This is a genomic window from Shewanella sp. MSW, from assembly GCF_007636515.1.
Taxonomy (GTDB): domain Bacteria; phylum Pseudomonadota; class Gammaproteobacteria; order Enterobacterales; family Shewanellaceae; genus Shewanella; species Shewanella indica.
Genome location: NZ_LVDR01000007.1, coordinates 208,574 through 224,934 on the forward strand (window position 1 = coordinate 208,574; position 16,361 = coordinate 224,934).

The 16,361-nt window shown below is 53.8% G+C and carries 12 protein-coding genes; 5 read left to right on the forward strand and 7 right to left on the reverse strand.

The window, feature by feature from the left end; genetic code table 11:
• Window positions 1-14 precede the first annotated feature (14 nt).
• The gene (locus tag AYI96_RS09945) at window positions 15-743 is read left to right on the forward strand and encodes a DUF3108 domain-containing protein (protein ID WP_405130443.1); all 729 of its coding nucleotides are present in this window, start codon (window positions 15-17) and stop codon (window positions 741-743) included.
• Here the strand turns inward: AYI96_RS09945 and AYI96_RS09950 are convergent.
• The gene (locus AYI96_RS09950) at window positions 687-1,487 is read right to left on the reverse strand and encodes a class II glutamine amidotransferase (protein WP_039035273.1); all 801 of its coding nucleotides are present in this window, start codon (window positions 1,485-1,487) and stop codon (window positions 687-689) included. The genes AYI96_RS09945 and AYI96_RS09950 overlap by 57 nt on opposite strands.
• Before the next feature lie 252 nt (window positions 1,488-1,739).
• Between AYI96_RS09950 and fadE the strand changes: the two genes are divergently transcribed.
• A complete protein-coding gene (fadE, locus tag AYI96_RS09955; protein WP_144361531.1) occupies window positions 1,740-4,190 on the forward strand; it encodes an acyl-CoA dehydrogenase FadE in 2,451 nt (816 codons plus the stop codon).
• Between the two features lie 479 nt (window positions 4,191-4,669).
• Here fadE and AYI96_RS09960 read toward each other — a convergent pair whose 3' ends face one another.
• Complete coding sequence (locus AYI96_RS09960) at window positions 4,670-6,715, reverse strand: alpha/beta hydrolase family protein (protein ID WP_144361532.1); 2,046 nt, start codon at window positions 6,713-6,715, stop codon at window positions 4,670-4,672.
• A gap of 66 nt (window positions 6,716-6,781) precedes the next feature.
• The gene (locus AYI96_RS09965; protein WP_039035276.1) at window positions 6,782-8,299 is read right to left on the reverse strand and encodes a fumarate hydratase; all 1,518 of its coding nucleotides are present in this window, start codon (window positions 8,297-8,299) and stop codon (window positions 6,782-6,784) included.
• A 255-nt stretch (window positions 8,300-8,554) separates the two neighbouring features.
• On the opposite strand from AYI96_RS09965, the gene pabB reads away from it, so the two are divergent.
• A complete protein-coding gene (gene pabB, locus AYI96_RS09970; protein WP_144361533.1) occupies window positions 8,555-9,964 on the forward strand; it encodes an aminodeoxychorismate synthase component 1 in 1,410 nt (469 codons plus the stop codon).
• 97 nt (window positions 9,965-10,061) lie between these two features.
• A complete protein-coding gene (locus AYI96_RS09975) occupies window positions 10,062-10,631 on the forward strand; it encodes a CoA pyrophosphatase (protein WP_039035278.1) in 570 nt (189 codons plus the stop codon).
• A 135-nt stretch (window positions 10,632-10,766) separates the two neighbouring features.
• On the opposite strand, the gene AYI96_RS09980 is transcribed toward AYI96_RS09975, so the two are convergent.
• Window positions 10,767-11,102: a hypothetical protein gene (locus AYI96_RS09980; protein ID WP_100143752.1), complete on the reverse strand. Its 336-nt coding sequence runs from the start codon at window positions 11,100-11,102 to the stop codon at window positions 10,767-10,769.
• A 201-nt stretch (window positions 11,103-11,303) separates the two neighbouring features.
• Between AYI96_RS09980 and asnS the strand changes: the two genes are divergently transcribed.
• Window positions 11,304-12,704 (forward strand): asparagine--tRNA ligase, encoded by a 1,401-nt coding sequence (gene asnS, locus AYI96_RS09985; protein WP_100143754.1) that lies wholly within the window; start codon window positions 11,304-11,306, stop codon window positions 12,702-12,704.
• 73 nt (window positions 12,705-12,777) lie between these two features.
• Here asnS and AYI96_RS09990 read toward each other — a convergent pair whose 3' ends face one another.
• From AYI96_RS09990 to AYI96_RS10000, 3 genes are read right to left on the reverse strand one after another with little or no spacing between them, the layout of a single operon-like run.
• On the reverse strand, window positions 12,778-13,485 hold the full coding sequence (locus tag AYI96_RS09990; protein WP_144361534.1) for an ATP-binding cassette domain-containing protein: 708 nt from the start codon (window positions 13,483-13,485) through the stop codon (window positions 12,778-12,780).
• Window positions 13,482-15,347, reverse strand: a complete 1,866-nt coding sequence (locus tag AYI96_RS09995; protein ID WP_144361535.1) for an ATP-binding cassette domain-containing protein — start codon at window positions 15,345-15,347, stop codon at window positions 13,482-13,484. Before AYI96_RS09995 ends, AYI96_RS09990 begins: the two co-directional genes overlap by 4 nt.
• Complete coding sequence (locus AYI96_RS10000; RefSeq protein WP_256213956.1) at window positions 15,344-16,324, reverse strand: ABC transporter permease; 981 nt, start codon at window positions 16,322-16,324, stop codon at window positions 15,344-15,346. The genes AYI96_RS09995 and AYI96_RS10000 overlap by 4 nt, the downstream gene beginning before the upstream one ends.
• Window positions 16,325-16,361: the final 37 nt, after the last annotated feature.

Sequence of the window (16,361 nt, forward strand, 5' to 3'; positions counted from 1 at the left end):
GGAGACTGCCTTTGATCCGTTCACTTCTACTCTTGGTACTGTTACTGCCCTTGTCGCTATGGGCGCAGACCAGCCCCCTGACACCCCACACTGCTGAATATCAGGTCAATTATGGCGAAATCAATCTCGGTGGCGCCCGTTTTATGCTGTTGCCGCCAGAGGGCGACTTCTATCAATACAAATTGGACAGCGATCTCAGCCTGCTGGTGCTGAGCGATAAACGCCATATCCGCAGTGAATTTACCTATCAGGATGGTCAGCTGACGCCGCTGCGCTTCAGCCATCAGCGAACCGGCACAGGCCCCAACTTCAATGAGCAGATAGCCTTTGCCAAGGAGCAGGGCAAAATCTTCAGTCGCTACAAGGATGAAAAGAGCAAGCTGGACTACTCAGGCGCCCTCTACGATGCCCTGATGGTACAGCTGCAGTTTCGGCTGGATCTCGCCGCCGGCAAGGAGCCACTGGCCTATGAGCTGGTCAAGGACAACGAGATAGATGACTATAGTTTCAAGATAGTCGGCAAGGAGCGGATGACACTGGACAGTGGCGTTTATAACACGGTGAAACTGGAAGTGGTCCGCGACAGCAGCAAACGGCAGACCTTTATTTGGATGGCACCGGATCTCGGCTGGCTGCCGGTGCGCCTGACCCATTTCGAGTCAGGCAGCAAGCAGCTCGATATCAAGTTAGCCAAGCTGAGCCTGGGCTCGGAAGTCAATAACCAGCTCGCCAAGACGGAATAATTTCCAATCCCCCGGCGCCAATAGCTGCCAGTTTTCATTGCCGGTCAGCGGCCGGGTGGCTATGACAGTGACCACATCCTTAGGGGTGGTCTGGGTGTCGAAATCAATCACCACATCCGTGTCTATCAGCTGCGCCCGGCCAAAGGGCGCCCGGCGGGTGATGTAGCAAAGGTTATTGCTGCAATAACTCATCAAATAACGGCCATCGCTGAGGATCATATTAAACACCCCTAGAGTGCGGATCTCCTCGGCAAGCTGGGCGACATATTCAAACACGGGCAAAATATCATCCGGCTCGGATTCACCGAAACGCTCGGCCAGGCGGCTCATTATCCAGCAAAAGGCCTGCTCACTGTCTGTATCACCTACGGCCTGAAAGCGGCCGCTTTGAAACTTCTGTTCATAGTCAGACAACTGGCCGTTGTGGGCATAGGTCCAGTAGCGCCCCCAAAGCTCGCGGGTAAAGGGGTGGGTATTTTCCAGCGAGACTTCACCGCGGTTGGCCTGCCGAATATGGCTGACCACCACTTCACTCTTGATCGGGTATGACTTGATAAGGCTTGCCACATGGGACTGGCTGCTGGGGCTGGCATCCTTGAAGGTGCGACTGCCCTTGCCTTCATAAAAGGTGATCCCCCAACCATCCACATGGGGCCCGGTCACCCCGCCTCGCTCCGCCAGCCCGGTAAAGCTGAAGACAATATCCGTTGGCACATTGGCACTCATCGCCAGCAGCTCACACATCTTGGTTTTCCTGTCACTGAATCTGTTATTTCATTATCTGCGGCATTGTAGCCAAGCCTTGTCGGCAGGGGAATTATTGCTTGCAATAAAAAATTTAAACAATTGTTTGAAAAATGCTTGTATTCGATTTCGCTTAGGTTTAATTTTATTGCGACACAGGTCTGACCACACACTATAATTGTGATCTTGATCGCTCTCAAGTGAGGCGTTCTACACTGAATAAAGTGGTCGTTTTATTAAGGAGAACAAACAGTGACTACCCTACTATGGATCCTGGCATTGCTCTTGGTTTTAGGAGCAGCAGCGTACCTCAGAGTATCCCTGCTGACTGCAACCATAGCCGCCGCAGTGGTCATGGCAGCAGGCAGCCTGCTGGATGTAACTGGACTGATTAGCTGGATAATTTTCCTGGTTATTGCCCTGCCGCTGAACCTGAGTGCCTTCAGGCAGAGTGTGATAACCCGGCCATTACTTAAACTCTATCGCGGCATCATGCCGGAGATGTCTTCCACCGAAAAAGAGGCGATTGAAGCCGGTACTACCTGGTGGGAAGCCGATCTCTTCGCCGGTAATCCCAACTGGAAGAAGCTGCACAACTATCCGGTTGCCCGTCTGAGCGCCAAAGAGCATGCCTTCCTGGAAGGACCTGTGGAGGAGGTCTGCCGCATGGTTAACCAGCATATGGTTTCCCATCAATTGGCGGACTTGCCTGCCGAAGTATGGCAATTCCTCAAAGATAAAGGCTTCTTTGCGATGATCATCAAGAAGAAGTACGGTGGTCTGGAATTCTCTGCCTACGCCCAATCCCGGGTACTGCAAAAACTGGCCGGTGTCAGCAGTGAATTGGCCTCGACCGTAGGTGTGCCCAACTCACTGGGCCCGGGTGAGCTGCTGCAGCACTATGGTACCCCGGAGCAGCAGGATCACTACCTGCCCCGCCTGGCCAAAGGTTTGGAAGTTCCCTGCTTTGCCCTGACCAGTCCTGAGGCCGGCTCAGATGCCGGCGCCATTCCGGATTTCGGTGTAGTCTGCAAAGGCCAATGGCAAGGTGAAGAAGTGCTGGGGATGAAACTGACCTGGAACAAGCGCTATATCACCCTGGCACCTGTTGCCACAGTTTTGGGGTTGGCATTCAAGCTTAAAGATCCCGAGCATCTGCTTGGCGATAAGGAAGAGCTGGGCATTACCTGCGCCCTGATCCCAACCGATGTTGAAGGTGTGGAAACCGGCCGTCGCCACTTCCCGCTCAACTGTATGTTCCAAAATGGTCCAACCCGAGGCAAAGAGGTGTTTGTCCCTCTGAGCTTTATCATAGGTGGCCCGAAAATGGCGGGACAAGGCTGGCGCATGCTGGTGGAATGCCTGTCGGTTGGCCGCGGCATCACCCTGCCCTCCAACTCAGCCGGTGGCGTTAAAACCGCGGCTTTGGCAACCGGTGCCTATGCCCGCATTCGTCGTCAGTTCAAGCTGCCAATAGGTAAGCTGGAAGGCATTGAAGAGCCTATGGCGCGTATCGGCGGTAACGCCTATCTGATGGACGCTGTAACCTCCTTGACCACCACAGGTATTGATCTGGGTGAAAAGCCTTCCGTCATCTCGGCGATAGTCAAATATCACCTGACCGACAGAATGCAGAAATGCGTTATCGACGCCATGGATATTCACGGTGGTAAAGGGGTATGTCTTGGCCCCAACAACTATCTGGGACGCGGATATCAAGCGGCACCTATCGCCATTACGGTTGAAGGGGCCAACATTCTGACCCGCTCCATGATCATCTATGGTCAAGGTGCCATTCGCTGCCATCCATATGTGCTGGCAGAGATGGAGTCGGCCTTTGATACCGACGTAAACCGCGGCCTGAATAACTTTGATGCGGCGCTGTTTGGCCATATCGGCTTTACCACAAGTAACCTTATCCGCAGCCTGTGGATGGGCCTCACCGGCAGTCGCTTCTCCAATGCGCCTTTTGCCGACAAGACCAAGCGTTACTATCAGCATATGAACCGCTTCAGTGCCAACCTGGCCTTGCTGTCGGATCTGGCGATGGCGACCTTAGGGGGTAACCTCAAACGTAAAGAGCGGATCTCTGCTCGCCTGGGTGACTTGCTCAGCCAGTTGTATCTGGCATCAGCAACCCTCAAGCGTTATCAGGATGAAGGCCGTCAAAGTGAAGATCTGCCACTGGTACAGTGGGCGGTTGAAGACGCGCTCTACAAGCTGCAGTCTTCTCTGGATGAGCTGCTGGATAACTTCCCTGCTGGCCTCGGCGGCGTGCTGCGCCTGGTGTTGTTCCCCTTCGGTCGACCACTGAAGCGCCCAAGTGATGTGTTGGACCACAAGGTAGCCAAGATAATGCAGACCCCTTGTGCCAGCCGTGACCGTCTGGGTAAGGGACAATTCTGGGAAGCCTGCGACAATAATGCCGTAGGTATTCAGGAACAGACCTTCAAAGACATACTGGCGGCAGAGCCCTTGTATGACAAAGTCTGTAAGGCTGCCGGCAAACGTCTGCCCTTCATGTGGTTGGATAAAGTGGCCGCAGAAGGCAAGGCGCTGGGTGTTCTGAGCGATGCAGAAGTGGCCCTGCTGGAGCGCGCTGAAATCGGCCGAATGAAGTCCATCAACGTGGATGACTTTGACCCCGCCGAACTCAAGGCTCAGAGCCTGGAGCCGGAAAACCGCGAAGAACAAGCCGCTTAAGACTGTCGATAATATCACTGGAAACACAAAATGCCGTTCACAATTGTGGACGGCATTTTTATTGTCCTTCCCAACCTTCACTTCAATAGTTGGTCTTCATTCAAGATAACTAGCATCAAAACTTAAAGAATAAATGGGGACATAGTTAACCCAGGTGTAAAAAGCAGTCTGCACAGCATTAAAATAGGTAAAACAATCAGATGATTGGCCCCGTATTCAGAAGTTAACAGTAGATCTCATTCCCAAGAAAATGACGCCTTTATGCTTGTCGTATAGATAGCGTTTTCTCTGTTAGCAAAACATCCTATTAAAAACGGCTATTAACCGTCGCTGATATCAAATTTTTACTTATAGACACAAAAAATCCGACAACCTGAAGTCGTCGGATTTGGCTCTTTGTGGTTTAAGTCAGCATCTGTGGCTATAAACTGTATATGTCGCTGCAACATATAACCAAGCTTGTGCCATGTTTCCCTGTTCTACTTGGTCCAGCGGTCCATCCAGCCCAGCACCTTGGCGTACCACTGCTCAAGGTTATTGGGATTCAGGATCCAGTGGTTCTCGTCCGGATAGATCAGCAGCTCCGAAGGGATATTGTTGCGCTGCATATAGCTGAACGCCGCCAAACCCTGACCGTAAGGAACCCGAAAGTCTTTCTCGCCGTGGATCACCAGCATGGGCGTTTTCCAGTTTTCCACATAGTTGGCCGGATTGAACTTCTCATAAAGATCCTTGGCCTGCTCATAGCTGCCGCCAAACTCATGTTCTGGGAACCAGAGTTCCTCGGTCACATGGTACATAGAGCGCATATCGAACAAGCCGGCGTGGTTAACCAGGCACTTGAAACCGTCGTTCCAGTTACCCTGGATCCAGTTCATCATGTAACCGCCGTAGGAGCCGCCGAGGGCGCAGGCGTTATCGGCATCGATCCACTTCTGCTGTTTGGCAACCGCAGCCAGACCTTTTTGCAGATCTTCCAGAGGCTTACCGCCCCAATCCAGGCTGATGGAATCGGTAAAAGCCTGACCATAGCCGGTAGAGCCGTGGAAATCCACCATCACCACGGCATATCCGGCACCGGCCCACAACTGTGGATTCCAGCGGAAGCTGAAACTGTTGCCGAATGAACCTTGTGGGCCGCCGTGTACCAGGAAGGCCACCGGATACTGCTTGCCTTTTTTGAAGTTCGCCGGCTTGAGCCAGTAACCATAAACCTCTTCGTTGTTCCAGCCCTTGAAGCTGAACTGCTCGAACTCACCGAACTGGACCTTGTCCAGCTTGGCCTTGTTGACTTCAGTCAAACGGGTCAGATCTTGTCCATCCATATTGATGGAGTAGAGATCGCCCGGTTCTATCAGCGACTTACGGTTGATGATCAAACGATCGCCCGCCAGACCCACCAGGCTGTTGCTGCCATCGTTGTAAATAGTGCGCACATCACCAAACTGAGTGTTGATGGCGAAGACAGATACCTGGCCCAGATCCTGAGCGGTCACATACAGGGTGTTGTTGTCTTTACCAAAGCTCAGTGAGGCTGGGCTTCTGTCCCACATGGGCGCCACTTCCTTGCTCTGACCCGTGACTGTGTCTTTGAGCATGATGCGGTATCTGTCGGCCTCGAATCCGGGCTTTTTCATCGCCAGATAGGCCAGATAGCGGCCATCGGCGGAAAACACCGGCTGAGCATCCCAGGCCTGGTTATCTTCGGTGAGATTCTTGGCCTTGCCACCTGTTACCGGCACCTGCCAGAGATCGTAGTTGGTGGTCCAGGCCTGATCTTTGCTCGGTGCCTTGGCGCTATAGACTATGTATTTGCCATCCGGGCTAAATGTCACCTCTTCCATGCCGGAAAATGGCTTTGGCGGGGTTTCGGTATCCAGGCCTTGGGTCACATCCACCGGCTTACCCAGCTTGCCGTTTTCAAGCTGCGCCACAAACAGGTGATTACGGGCATGGTCAGACCAGGTGTCCCAGTGACGCACCATCAACTGATCGTATTCACGACCTGTACTCTTGCGCTCGGCTTCTTTATCAAACTTGGCTTTTGAACATTCCAGGGTGTCGCACTCGGGAAACACACGAATGCTCATCACCACCTGCTTGCCATCGGCCGATAATTTGTAGCCGTCGATACCCAGAGGCAGATCAGATACGGCCTGGGCTTCACCACCATCCAGCGGCAAGCGATACAGTTGGCTGCTGCCATCACGGGCAGCAATAAAATAGACTTGCTTATCGTCGCTGCTGAAGGCCACATCGTGTTCGGTACCCGGTGCAGAAGTCAGCTGCTTGGGAGTCGCATGCTTGTCGCTGAGATCCAACAGATAGAGATCTGAGCTGCTGCCATCATCGGTAACCTTTTTCAGGCCGTAGATAAGCTTGGTGCCGTCATTGGATACAGCGGCAGAATGAAGTTTGTTGAGCTTGACCAGATCCTGGACAGTAAAAGGGGCCTTATCGGCAGCCAGCGCCGGCTGAGCCAGTCCTGCGGCGAGCAGCGCCATCAATAGTGGGTTGGTTTTCATTATAAATCTTCTTATTGGTTGTAGATTGCAATGCAAAAGGGGCCAATAGGCCCCTCAAGGTTCAGCTTAAGCCTTGGCGTTCTGGATATTCACCTTCCAGATTGCCGGGCCGGTTTCGTGCGCATTCACCCCGTTGGAGTCAACCGCTACAGTAACAGGCATATCTTTGACGTCAAACTCATAGATAGCTTCCATCCCGAGATCTTCAAACGCCACTACGCGAGATTGCTTAATCGCCTTGGACACCAGATAAGCGGCGCCGCCGACGGCCATCAAGTATACCGCCTTGTGCTTGCGGATAGATTCGACAGTGGCCGGACCACGTTCAGCCTTGCCTATCATGCCCATCAACCCTGTCTTATCCAGCATGAGATCGGTGAACTTATCCATACGGGTAGCGGTTGTCGGACCGGCCGGGCCAACCACTTCATCACCTACGGGGTCGACCGGACCTACGTAATAGATGAATTTACCAGTGAAATCAACCCCTTCAGGCAAGCCTTCACCGCTTTCAATCAGGCTCTGGATCCGTTTGTGAGCCGCGTCACGGCCGGTGAGCATCTTACCCGAGAGCAGCAGAGTATCGCCGCTGTTCCAGCTTTCAATCTCTTCCTGGGTAACGGTATCGAGATTGACCCGGCGCACGCTCTCACCCACTTCCCAGGTGATTTCCGGCCAGTCATCAAGGCTTGGCGGAGTCAGCTCGGCAGGGCCGCTGCCGTCAAGATGGAAATGCACATGGCGGGTGGCGGCGCAGTTAGGGATCATCACCACAGGCTTGGAGGCGGCGTGGGTTGGCGCTGTCTTGATTTTAACGTCCAGTACAGTAGTCAAACCGCCCAGGCCCTGGGCACCAATGCCTAAGTTATTGGCGCGCTCGAAGATATCCAAACGCAGCTTCTCTTCCGTGGTTTCGGCGCCGCGTTCCATCAGTTCATGAATATCCACGCTCTCCATCAAGGCTTCCTTGGCAAGCACAGCGGCTTTCTCGGCGGTGCCGCCAATGCCGATTCCCAGCATACCCGGTGGACACCAGCCGGCGCCCATGGTTGGCAGTGTCTTCTCAACCCAGGCGGCGATATCGTCAGACGGATTGAGCATCACCATCTTGGCCTTGTTTTCACTGCCGCCGCCCTTGGCGGCAATGGCCACTTCGATATGATCGCCGGGAACCATCTGAATATGCACCACAGAAGGCGTGTTATCGCGGGTGTTTTTACGGCTGCCGGCCGGGTCGGCCACAATTGAAGCTCGCAACGGGTTATCAGGATTGGTGTAAGCGCGGCGTACGCCTTCATCCACCATCTGCTGTACTGTCATATCTGTCTTGTCCCACTGCACGCCCATCCCCAGATAGACATAACAGGTCACAATGCCGGTATCCTGACACAAGGGTCTGTGCCCTTCGGCAGACATGCGCGAGTTGATCAAAATCTGGGCAATCGCATCCTTGGCAGCCTGGCTCTGCTCACGCTCATAGGCGGCAGCCATGGCATCGATAAAATCTTTCGGATGGTAATAGGAGATATATTGCAGGGCATCAGTGATGCTGTCGATAAAGTCAGCTTGCTTGATTACAGACATGTTTGGCGCTCCATTAGCCTAAGGATCCGCCCCTTCAGCTCAGGATCAACGCTCAACAGAGATTCAAGCCAAAGCCTTGAATTTCAGGCTCCGCTTGCCGGTTTTGCGACACAAAAATGCTCAAAACGATAGCAAAGCCGTGATACAACGCGTTTTCACCAAGGGCCAGGGGTGGTTTTATTAGTTTTTTGTGGCCGTTATGATACTCTTTCGTTCCTTTTTGGGCTACATCACATTTTCAGATAGGGTCGTTCGATGTACCAGCAGGCTATTTGCCCTCCCGCCATTCGCCTTCTTGACTGGCAATTATCAACCTTAGAGCTGTTTTCCCACTTCAGCGGTGAGCCTTGGGCCATGCTGCTGGATTCGGCCGATGCCAAACACTCTGACGCCAGATACGACATCATAGTCGCCGAGCCGATAGCCACGCTAGTCACCACAGGTGAAACCACCCAAATCGCTGAGGCAGGCAGCGTACGACGCTCAAGTGACGATCCTTTTGCCTTGCTGCAACAACTGCTGCAACAGTATTTTCCCAACGCCATGCAGGTCAATCTGCCTTTCAGCGGCGGCGCTGTGGGCGCCTTCAGCTACGATCTTGGCCGCAGACTGGAAAAACTGCCGAAACTGGCCGCAGCCGATATCGCTCTGCCGGAGATGAATGTCGGCCTCTATGACTGGGCCCTTATTCGAGATAAGGAATCAGCGTGCTGGCAGTTGGTGCACTACCGCGGTGAAAAGGCGCTGATTGACACCCTGTCGCGGCTGACGTCCAAAGTCGCAAACAGCCCCAATAAGCACCTTGACCAGAAAGCGTTCCGGCTCAGTGGTAAGTGGCGCTCGCAGCTTAGCCGCGAGCAATATGGCGACAAGTTTGCCCAAGTGCAGCAATATCTTCACAGCGGCGATTGCTATCAAATCAATCTGACCCAAAGATTCCAGGCCGACTATCAGGGTGATGAATGGCAAGCCTATCGTAAGCTAAGACAAGCCAACGGCGCGCCCTTCTCTGCCTTTATTCGCCTGGAGCACAACTGCATCCTGTCCATCTCACCCGAGCGTTTTATTGCCCTGGATTCCAATCGCCATATTGAAACCAAGCCCATCAAGGGCACCCTGCCCCGCAGTGCTGATGAACAGCAAGACAAGGTACTTGCCAAACAGCTGGCAAGTTCAGAAAAAGACAGAGCCGAAAACCTGATGATAGTGGACTTGCTGCGCAACGATATCGGTAAGGTTGCCAGCCCAGGCAGTGTGGCCGTGCCGCATCTGTTTGCCATAGAAAGCTTTCCGGCGGTGCACCATCTGGTCAGTACAGTGACTGCCGAACTGGCACCGGGTTATCAGGCCACAGACTTGCTGCGAGCCGCCTTCCCCGGCGGCTCAATCACAGGCGCGCCCAAAATCCGCGCCATGGAAATTATCGAAGAGCTGGAACCCAGTCGCCGCTCACTCTACTGCGGCTCCATCGGGTATCTGAGTCAGGATGGCAAAATGGACAGCAGCATCACCATTCGAACCCTGGTTGCCGATTCCGGACAACTCTATTGCTGGGCCGGCGGCGGGATAGTAGCCGACTCAGACGTGGATGCCGAATACCAGGAAACCTATGATAAAGTGAGTCGAATACTGCCGCTATTGACCCCTGAGCCAGACTCGCCTTAGCCTTAAGCTTGCCATTTAAGCTTGATGATAGTTCTTTGCGAAGACAGGACAGTAATGGCTTGGGTTATTGATTACTTCAATTTACTTCAAGGACGCTATGGATAAAGACGAGCTGCTGACCCGTTTTCAACTCAGGGCCCTGAGTCGATACCATTCAAGTCCTTTGCTCCCGGCCAAACTCAGGGCCGCGGCGGTACTTATCGCACTGGAGCCGGGTTTGCAGGGGCCGGAGCTTATCCTGACCCAAAGACCGAAGCATCTTAAGGCTCATCCAGGTCAAGTGAGCTTTCCCGGCGGCAAACCGGAAGCCGAAGATCAGAACCTTATCATGACAGCCCTCAGAGAAGCTGAAGAAGAGATAGGCTTGGCGCCGGATAATGTCGAAATCATAGGTCAACTGCCCAATCATCCCACCTTTACCGGCTTTGAGATCACCCCTGTGCTTGGCTGGGTAAAGTCACCCTTTGAGGCCCAAATTGACCCGGCCGAAGTGCAGGAGCTATTTCGGGTGCCGCTGGCGTTTTTACTGGAAGAGGAAAATCGTCACACGGCTATGTTCGAGCGCCGCGGCCATTTCTACCCTGTCACCTTTATTCCCTATCGCAGGCACTTTATCTGGGGCGCCACCGCGGCGATTATCGATATGCTTTGTCGACAACTGCGCTGACAGCACAGCATAAAGGCAGTTAGGGAAGACTTTGACAGGCCCCGGCATGCCTTCAGTCAGATGCCTTGAATGCCAATTGCTATGTAAGCCACTCTCTACAAAAGAGAAGGCCGCGAGGACTTATTCGCACCTTCCTTAGATGAAGAAACGCAGATACAAGCCGGCGGCGGTGGATGAGAGCAGCAACAGTGGAATATTGAACCAGTAACCCAAACGGCTGTGATGAGCCACATACCAGTTAAAGCCCAGACTGAGGAAGCTGATGGCGGCGCAAGCCCAGATGATATATTCCAGCAGCATGGTTTGCTGAGGGTCCCAGTACAAACGCACTGGCGCTCCCTTGCTGAAGAAGTAACCTACGGCCCTGTCCGGCCTCGCCTTATCGAATATCAACAGGGCATAAATCGCCAGTGACCAACCTATAATCGACAGGCTCGCCAACAGATATTGAAAGATTTTGACCTTCTTCATCCGAACTCCTTCCGTCTGAAGGGGGATATTGTCCCCAGAATACCTTTTTCAGCTTGAGAAAAGCCACCAGCAAGGTAATATTAACCTCCAAATTTTTCCTGTGTCATCAATATAGTCAGGGATTTGCCTGATTTCTGCTCTCGAACTATTTTCGGAGCCGAATTGAAGCATAAAAACGTTTCATTGGAGAACTAAGCAATAATGAGCATTGCATCTGTCGCATCTGTATTTAAAGGTGAGCATGCGGTCGGTTCACAGGTCACTGTACGTGGCTGGGTAAGAACCCGTCGTGATTCCAAGGCCGGCATCTCGTTTCTTGCCGTCTATGATGGTTCCTGTTTCGATCCTATCCAGGGCGTGGTGCCAAATAGCTTACCCAATTACAATGACGAAGTGCTGAAGCTCACTGCCGGCTGCTCCGTAATTGTCACAGGTGAAGTGGTTGAAAGCCCAGGCGCAGGCCAGGACTTTGAACTGCAGGTCACCCAAGTGGAAGTCACAGGTTGGGTGGAAGATCCTGATACCTACCCTATGGCCGCCAAGCGCCACTCGGTTGAACACCTGAGGGAACTGGCGCACCTGCGTCCACGTACCAACATCATTGGCGCAGTGGCCCGAGTACGTAACTGCCTGTCACAGGCGATTCACCGTTTCTATCACGAAAACGGCTTTATCTGGGTTTCTACCCCACTTATCACCGCCTCCGACTGTGAAGGCGCCGGTGAAATGTTCCGCGTATCAACGCTGGACATGGAAAACCTGCCACGTACCGCCGATGGCAAGGTAAATTACGAAGAAGACTTTTTCGGTAAAGAGGCATTTTTGACCGTATCGGGTCAGCTCAACGGTGAAACCTACGCCTGTGCCCTGTCGAAGATTTACACCTTTGGCCCAACTTTCCGTGCTGAAAACTCCAACACCAGCCGCCACTTGGCCGAGTTCTGGATGGTTGAGCCGGAAGTGGCTTTTGCCGATCTGAACGACATTGCCGGTCTCGCCGAAGCTATGCTCAAGTACGCCTTCAAGGCGGTGCTGGAAGAGCGAATGGACGACCTGCAGTTCTTTGCCCAGCGCGTCGATAAAGGCGTGATTGAGCGCCTGGAAAACTTTGTCAGCAGTGACTTTGCCCAGGTGGACTACACAGATGCCGTTGAGATCCTCAAAAACTGCGGCAAGCAGTTTGAGTATGATGTCGAATGGGGCATAGATCTGCAATCCGAGCACGAGCGTTATCTGGCCGAAGTGCACTTCAAGGCTCCTGTGGTCGTGAAGAACTATCCAAAAGATATCAAGGCCTTCTATATGCGTCTCAACGAAGATGGCAAGACAGTGGCAGCGATGGACGTATTGGCCCCCGGCATTGGTGAAATTATCGGTGGTTCACAGCGTGAAGAACGTCTGGACGTACTGGATATGCGCCTGGCCGAGATGAATCTCAACAAGGAAGATTACTGGTGGTATAGAGATCTGCGTCGTTACGGCACTGTGCCTCACTCAGGCTTCGGTCTGGGCTTCGAGCGTCTGGTGTCTTACGTTACCGGTGTTTCCAACATCCGCGATGTAATCCCCTTCCCTCGCGCCCCAAGAAGCGCCAACTTCTAACGAGTTCTTATCCAAAAAAACGCGCTTCCGGGCGCGTTTTTTATTGGCTGGATATCAAGTTTTGCTACGTATTTTACACCGGCTTAAAGGGCTGTACTCTGTCGCAAACCGCGCCGAGCAAAGGTTTGTCGTGAGAGATCACCAGTAGCGTCAGCTGTTTATCACGGGCTATCTGCAACAGTTGTTGCCAAAGCCTTTGCTGACTCAGCATATCCAGCTGGGCCGTGATTTCATCACAGATAAGCAGCCGGGTTTCCGGCGCCACTGCCCTTAAAATATTGAGCCTTTGCAGCTCACCGCCGGAAAGGCCGCCGGGGCGTGATGCCAACCAGCGCCTGAATTCAGACTCGGCCACGCCGAGCATGGGCAAAAGATGAGCATAATCACGCCCGTGCCAACTCTCATTCAAGGATTGCGCCAGGGTCAATCTGGGGTTGAACGCCTGCTCCGGCTGCTGAATAACCCACTGAATGGGTGAAGGGCGGCCGCCAACCTGCTTGAGCACCTGACTGCACTCAAGCTTTCCCGCCGCAAGCGGCATCAAGCCTGTGAGTATCGCGGCCATGGTGGACTTGCCGCAGCCACTGTCACCCCAGATCCCGAGAATCTCGGCGCGATTAATAGCGATATCAGGCAGCTCAATCACCTTGCTGCCCCGATAAGCCAAGCCCCCACTGAGTGAAAGCAGCGGCGATAAGGATGCAGAAGGCAAAGGCGCGCTTTCAAGCGCCAAGGCAGAGCCGGATTGAGTCGGTTTGTTATGCAAAGAATTTAGACTCATGCACGCCTCCGACAAGGCGAGTTGCTGAAACTCTCCAGGCTGTCACCATGGGGCTTTTGTTGACCAGCTGGTTGACTAGCGGGTTCGCCAACGGGTTGACTGGCAGCTTGATTATCGAGCCGGCTATTGAGGTGACTCTTGGGACCGCTCTTTGGTTCAGCATCAGCCAAGCGACAGCTGCCTGCAGGCCAGTTTTCCGGCAACGCCGCCAGCAAGGTGTGACTATAGCAGCCGTCACTCTCACATTCATCTCCCGGCTTATGCCCGGCAATACTCCCCCGCAGACTGGCGCTATCCGTCACCTCGGTGAGCCGACCGCGGCGCAGCAGATACAGCTCGGCATCCAAGGCCAACACGGCCCTGAGGTTATGACTGATAACCAGTACCGCCTTGGGGCTGGCGTCTAAACCCAGCCGCTGCTGCAAGGCGCCGCTGGCAAAGTCGTTGAGTAAGGCGTAAAGCTCAGTGGCAGCAAGCTCATCCAGACCGCAACAAGGCTCATCGGCCAGCAATAGTTCCGGCGCTTGCAATAGGGCCTGCGCCAGTAATACCCGCCGGGCCATACCGCCGGAGAGCATGGGGGGATAAGCCGCCAAGATCTCCGCTGTGATACCCAGCTCGTCATACAGAGCCTGCCGGTAAGGGCGCATGGCATCATCACAGTACCAGTCAAGCAATTCGTTTATCTTAATGTTGGCGTCCAGCACCTGGGTACTCTGAGCGCAAAGCGCCGTCTTTTGCGGCCGCATCAAACCAACGCATTGCATGGCTATGCCCTTTGGCAAACTGCCCATGATAGCCAGCGCCAGCAAGCTCTTACCGGCGCCGCTCTCACCGAGCACTGCAGTAACTCGTCCTGGTGTCACCTCAATATTGAGCCCATCCAGCAAGGTTCTGCCACTGCTATCCTTAAGCGTTAAATCTGTCACTTGGGTATGAATGGCGACGACGGGTTTAACATCGCTTGAGGAAAGTAAATCACTTTTAGATCTCAAGGCATTGGTGCCCGGTAACTTAGGCGCAGCCATACCGTCTCTGGCAAACTGGATCAGATTTTCGGCAAGCTTAGACAACAGCAAAACAAAGCTCAGCAGCAAGATCCCGGGAAACAGCGCCAGCCACCATTGGCCAAGCAACAGATAGCGATTGGCCTCAGCCAGCAGTTCGCCTATGGAGGGCGCGTTGCTGTCGAGGCCAAAACCAAGAAAGCTCAGCGCCGCGACATGAAGCAAGGCGTGCGGAAACAAGTTGAGCCCGCCAATCAGCCACTGCGGCATGATATGAGGCCATAAGTGGCGCATGCGGGTGCTTAACCTGGAGCCGCCGAAACCCAAAGCCAAACTGACATAGGGCTGAGCCAGGATTTCATCCATTTCCAGTAAGAGTAAACGGGTCAGTCTCGGCCAATGACTCAAAGCCAGGGCCGCAATCACCCCATATTCCTGTCCACCAAAGGCCAGCGCCAGCAAGATCAGCAGCAACAGATGTGGCAGTGACATACAGAGATCGCAACCGAGCAATACAGCCTGACGCCACCTGGAGCCGGTTTGCGCCAGCAAGGCCAGCAGCAGTGCCAGCGAACTGCTGAGCAGTACCGCCAGCGCGCCTATCCACAGACTTTTGAGCATGGCCGCGCCGCTACGCTCGGCCATATCACGCCCAAGCCAATCCGTCCCCATGGGATGAGCCCAGGATGGCCCCTGACTCTTGGACAGCAGGTTAAGCTCACTGGCATGATTACCAAATAGCAGGCATAGTGTCGTCAGCAAGAAAAGTCCGCAAACCGGCCAAAACCAGATGGCGACGCGACTGCCATCCTTGGCCTGAAGGCTTTTCAAGCAAAGCGTTAATCCGCCCATCATGCCTGCACTCCAGTGGCGTGAGTCGAAAGTCCACTGAGCCTGCCACGCTGCAATCTGGCGCTGATAAGCTCGGCGGCCAGGTTACCGCAAAACACAAACAGCGCCGAAAACAGGGTAATCCCCATCAGCAAGGGCGCATCGTTACCGAGTCCGGCCTTGACCAAGGCGCTACCGAGTCCGGGGAAATTAAACACGGTTTCGGCGAGAATAGAGCCGCCGAACAGCTCGGCAAAAGAAGCAAAGTGCAGCACTATCGCGGGCTTTAGACTATTGGCAAAGATATGCTTCTTGAATACCGCCAGACGACCTTTACCGTGACTTTGGGCATATCCCACATATTCGCTGTGGTAGAGATCCAGCACCTTTTCCCGGGTGTGCAGCACCAAGGGTGAGAGTTGGCTTAGCGTCAGGACAGTCAAGGGCAAAGCGAGGTGCAACAACATACTGCCAAGGCTCTGCTCGGTAAAACTCAGCCCCAGCGGCGCAGCGCAGCACACGGGTGTCCAGGCCAGAGTGACAGAAAACAGGCTTATCATTATCATTGCCAACCAAAATGACGGAATGCTCGAAAGCAGCCAGGCAAAGCGTCTCAGCCAGCGATCGCAGAAACTCCCTTCGGTGATGGCACACAGCAGTCCCAGGCCATAACCGAGCAGCAGAGCCAGTCCCCAGGAGAGCGCCATCAACAGCAAGGATAGCGGCAAGCGCTCGGCAATCACCTCGGAAACGCTCTGGCGAAACACCAGACTCTGACCCATATCGCCACTCAGCAGAGCGGAAAAGTAACTGCTGATCTGCTGCCAGAGTCCGGTGTCCAACCCTAGCTCGCGGATCATCTGGGTGCGCTGGGCATCGGATACCGCCAGCAGATTACCACCCAGATAGTGAATTAAGGGATCGAGCGGCGACAAGGACAAGAGCACAAAAGCCAGCAAACAAGCAAGCAACAACAGCAGCGCCAGCCGCAGAGACCGCAACAAAGCTCCCCGCCAGCAGACTGACGACCACTTTTTA

Coding starts and splice junctions, on each gene's coding strand:
- AYI96_RS09960 (WP_144361532.1), bottom strand. CDS start 6,715: ATGAAAACCAACCCACTATTGATGGCGCTGCTCGCCGCAGGACTGGCT.
- AYI96_RS09990 (WP_144361534.1), bottom strand. CDS start 13,485: ATGAGTCTAAATTCTTTGCATAACAAACCGACTCAATCCGGCTCTGCC.
- AYI96_RS09995 (WP_144361535.1), bottom strand. CDS start 15,347: ATGATGGGCGGATTAACGCTTTGCTTGAAAAGCCTTCAGGCCAAGGAT.
- pabB (WP_144361533.1), top strand. CDS start 8,555: ATGTACCAGCAGGCTATTTGCCCTCCCGCCATTCGCCTTCTTGACTGG.
- AYI96_RS09980 (WP_100143752.1), bottom strand. CDS start 11,102: ATGAAGAAGGTCAAAATCTTTCAATATCTGTTGGCGAGCCTGTCGATT.
- AYI96_RS09975 (WP_039035278.1), top strand. CDS start 10,062: ATGGATAAAGACGAGCTGCTGACCCGTTTTCAACTCAGGGCCCTGAGT.
- asnS (WP_100143754.1), top strand. CDS start 11,304: ATGAGCATTGCATCTGTCGCATCTGTATTTAAAGGTGAGCATGCGGTC.
- AYI96_RS09950 (WP_039035273.1), bottom strand. CDS start 1,487: ATGTGTGAGCTGCTGGCGATGAGTGCCAATGTGCCAACGGATATTGTC.
- AYI96_RS09965 (WP_039035276.1), bottom strand. CDS start 8,299: ATGTCTGTAATCAAGCAAGCTGACTTTATCGACAGCATCACTGATGCC.